The organism is Catenibacterium sp. UBA627 (genome assembly GCF_002299355.1).
Classification (GTDB): domain Bacteria; phylum Bacillota_I; class Bacilli_A; order Erysipelotrichales; family Coprobacillaceae; genus Catenibacterium; species Catenibacterium mitsuoka.
This window is the reverse complement of record NZ_DBPF01000060.1, coordinates 1-3,122: the sequence shown is the minus strand read 5'-3', so window position 1 is coordinate 3,122 and position 3,122 is coordinate 1. Positions and strand designations below refer to the sequence as shown.

The window sequence follows — 3,122 nt, the reverse complement described above, 5'->3', positions numbered from 1 at the left end:
TATATAGTAAGCGCTTGCCGGAGGGTAGGATATGAATGAAATAAGGGGTGTTAGAAAAAAGAATGTGATGAAGATTATTCAATCATTAGTGAAACAAGGTGGTTGTACTAAGAATGAATTAGTATTCTATACAGGTTTATCTTTGTCTACGATTGATAGTCTTTTAGAAGAAATGTTGAAAAGTAATCAAGTAATTAAGGCAGGCTATAGAGAATCAACAGGTGGAAGACCAAGTATGTCTTATAAGGTGAATGGAGAATTTTCACAGACTTTATGTATTTATGCATATAAGCATGATAAGACAATAACAATTATAGGACGTCTTTATAATCTTTATAGTGAGATGATGGAAGAAAAGAGAAGGGATATACCTAAGTTAGATTGTGATGTATTGTGTTCTTTTATAGATGAGATGTTGAATGAACAGGTGCATACAATATGCCTCTCTTTACCTGATTGTGATATAGATATAAAGCATCGTTATAAACAACGAGTATTTGTAAAGAATGATGTGTATATGGGAGTTATAGGCGCTTATATTAAGCATATACAGTATGATTCTATAGTCTTATTAGATTCAAAAATCAATTCACGTTTAGGAATAGTGGTACATGGTCATCTTGTAGAAGGAAAGAGTTCTATTGCTGGACAGATTCGTTATATGCCTTTGATAGAAAATAAGAATAGACGTTCTATGAAAGGCAGAAGCCAATTACTCGTCATAGAACTACAGAATATTATTGGTATGTTGAATCCTGAAGCCATTATGATATGTGCTCAAGGTATTGATCAACATTATGTAGAAGAAGAATTATTAAAGATCTTTAAAATGAATGATATGCCACACTTGATATATATTGATGATTTTATTGATGAGGTCATGTTAGGTATGGAGAGTATAAGTAAAGACAGTTTATTTGACAATCTGTCAAGATAAAGTATGATGGTAGAAAGGGGTGAAATAGATGTCACAAACAGTATTGATTACAGGTGCTTCTAATGGAATAGGGAAAGCTTGTGCACGTGTGTTTGCGAGAAAAGGTTATGATCTTGTACTTGTTGCACGTCATAGAGAAAAACTAGAAGCAGTAAAAGCAGAATTATCAGAATATGATGTAAATATTAAAGTGGTTGCGATGGATCTTACAGGAGAAGATGCTTCTGTAGATTTATATAATAACTTAGTTCTTGATGATATAAGTATTGATATTCTAGTAAATAATGCAGGTTTTGGAGATCATGGTGCATTCCATGATTCATCGTGGGAAAAACAGAAGAAGATGGTTTTATTGAATATAATGGCTTTAATGCAGATGACTTATGTATTTGGTCAGTCAATGAAATTGAGAAAGAAAGGCCGTATATTGAATGTGGCTTCTATTGCAGGACTTTGTGCAGGACCTTATATGTCTACCTATTATGCAACGAAAGCTTTTGTATTGTCTTTTAGTGAATCCATTGCGTATGAGTTAAAGGATTATAATGTAGAAGTATCATGTTTATGTCCTGGTCCTACTAAAACAGGATTTATGGATGTAGCTCACTTAGGCCAGTCTCCGATGTTTAAATTATTTAAACCACAGTCTGCAGAAGCAGTGGCTGAAATAGGCATTCAAGGATTGTTTGATAATCGTTTAGTTCAGTTTACTGGTTTATCAGGACACTTATTAAATCTTGCCGCTAGACTCTTACCACGTTCATTTTTGAGCTCATGTACAGGATTTGTGAATGGAAAGAGAAAAGTATGATTGAACATCCATTAGAACCAATCATAGATGAACAATGTGAAGTATTGATACTAGGGAGTTTCCCTTCAGTTAAATCAAGGGAAATTTCTTTCTATTATGGACATCCTCAAAATAGATTCTGGAAGATTATTGGTACTATCACACAAACAGACTATGAAACAATAGAAGATAAGAAAAAGATGTTACTGGAACATCATATTGCGATATGGGATATTATCCACTCATGTACGATTATAGGAAGCAGTGATGCCTCTATTAAGGATGTTGTACCCAACGATATTAAGACATTAATACAAGGTACAAATATCAAGAGGATATATTGTAATGGAGGCACATCATTAAAACTTTATAAGAAATATCAGGAAAAAGAAACAGGAATCAAAGCGATACTCTTACCTTCCTCTTCTCCTGCCAATGCCCGTTATCGATTATGTGATTTAGTTGATATATGGAAGAAGAAATTGACTTTATAAAATCCTTTATGTATGATTAATCATGTTAATCAAGGAGGATAAATATGGAATCAATCGCATTATGGTTTGCAGGAACATTAGGTAAATACATTTCATCTAAGCTTGCAGTATTTATTGTATCTTTAGTTCCTATTCTTGAATGTCGTGGAGGATTAATTGCATCGGCATTACTAAAAGTAGATATTCGTTATGCAGTTCCTCTATGTATTCTAGGAAATATCTTACCAATTCCATTTATTTTATTATTTATTAAACGTATATTTAAATGGCTTAAGAAGTTTAACTTCTCTAGACCATTAATTGAAAAACTAGAAAACCGTGCTATGAATAAGAGTAAGAATATGAGTAATGGCGAATTCTTAGGACTCTTATTATTTGTAGGAATCCCATTACCAGGTACTGGTGCATGGACAGGTTCTTTAGTGGCTGCATTACTTGATATGGACTTCAAGAAGGCTATTACAGCTATCTTCTTAGGTATCTTACTTGCAACACTTATTGTTGGTTCATTATCATATGGCTTATTAGCTGCCTTTTAAAGAGAGACTAATCATCTCTCTTTTTATATTCCTCTAATATTTCCTGCATCTTCACTAATCCTCTTTCACAGTTTGGATGAAGTAGATCACAGCTTCTTGCACATCCTAAACAGAATTCATTTTCTAATAGTTTCAGTTCTTCTTCTTTCATAATCTTCACCTCAAGGTATTATAAGAATAACTTTCTTTGATGTCAATCGAAACTGATAATGTCTCAAAAATAATCAAACAGTAGCACCATAACGTTGCTTTTGTTTTGCGGCATAATTCTCAAAGCTGGCTTTTCTCCATGGATGATCCATTGGAGGAATATACTTTTTCTTTTCTTTCTTAGATGCCTCCTTAGGAGCATCAAATTCCTT

The 3,122-nt window shown here is 33.2% G+C and carries 5 protein-coding genes; 4 read left to right on the top strand and 1 reads right to left on the bottom strand.

Going from position 1 to position 3,122, the window contains the following annotated elements; all coding sequences use genetic code 11:
* Positions 1–31: 31 nt before the first annotated feature.
* From B2S90_RS04275 to B2S90_RS04260, 4 genes are read left to right on the top strand one after another with little or no spacing between them, the layout of a single operon-like run.
* On the top strand, positions 32–937 hold the full coding sequence (locus tag B2S90_RS04275) for a hypothetical protein (protein ID WP_278860502.1): 906 nt from the start codon (positions 32–34) through the stop codon (positions 935–937).
* A gap of 28 nt (positions 938–965) precedes the next feature.
* Positions 966–1,748, top strand: a complete 783-nt coding sequence (locus B2S90_RS04270) for an SDR family NAD(P)-dependent oxidoreductase (protein WP_279147295.1) — start codon at positions 966–968, stop codon at positions 1,746–1,748.
* Positions 1,745–2,221, top strand: coding sequence for a DNA-deoxyinosine glycosylase (locus B2S90_RS04265; protein ID WP_006505532.1), 477 nt, complete (start codon positions 1,745–1,747; stop codon positions 2,219–2,221). Before B2S90_RS04270 ends, B2S90_RS04265 begins: the two co-directional genes overlap by 4 nt.
* Positions 2,222–2,265: 44 nt before the next feature.
* Entirely contained in the window at positions 2,266–2,760 is a 495-nt protein-coding gene (locus tag B2S90_RS04260) for a COG2426 family protein (RefSeq protein WP_022425509.1), read from the top strand.
* A 7-nt stretch (positions 2,761–2,767) separates the two neighbouring features.
* On the opposite strand, the gene B2S90_RS04255 is transcribed toward B2S90_RS04260, so the two are convergent.
* A complete protein-coding gene (locus B2S90_RS04255) occupies positions 2,768–2,911 on the bottom strand; it encodes a hypothetical protein (protein WP_158546305.1) in 144 nt (47 codons plus the stop codon).
* Positions 2,912–3,122 lie beyond the last annotated feature (211 nt).

Bases quoted from the DNA above. Each gene is read 5' to 3' on its own strand.
- B2S90_RS04275 (WP_278860502.1), top strand. From the start codon at position 32: ATGAATGAAATAAGGGGTGTTAGAAAAAAGAATGTGATGAAGATTATT.
- B2S90_RS04270 (WP_279147295.1), top strand. From the start codon at position 966: ATGTCACAAACAGTATTGATTACAGGTGCTTCTAATGGAATAGGGAAA.
- B2S90_RS04260 (WP_022425509.1), top strand. From the start codon at position 2,266: ATGGAATCAATCGCATTATGGTTTGCAGGAACATTAGGTAAATACATT.
- B2S90_RS04265 (WP_006505532.1), top strand. From the start codon at position 1,745: ATGATTGAACATCCATTAGAACCAATCATAGATGAACAATGTGAAGTA.
- B2S90_RS04255 (WP_158546305.1), bottom strand. From the start codon at position 2,911: ATGAAAGAAGAAGAACTGAAACTATTAGAAAATGAATTCTGTTTAGGA.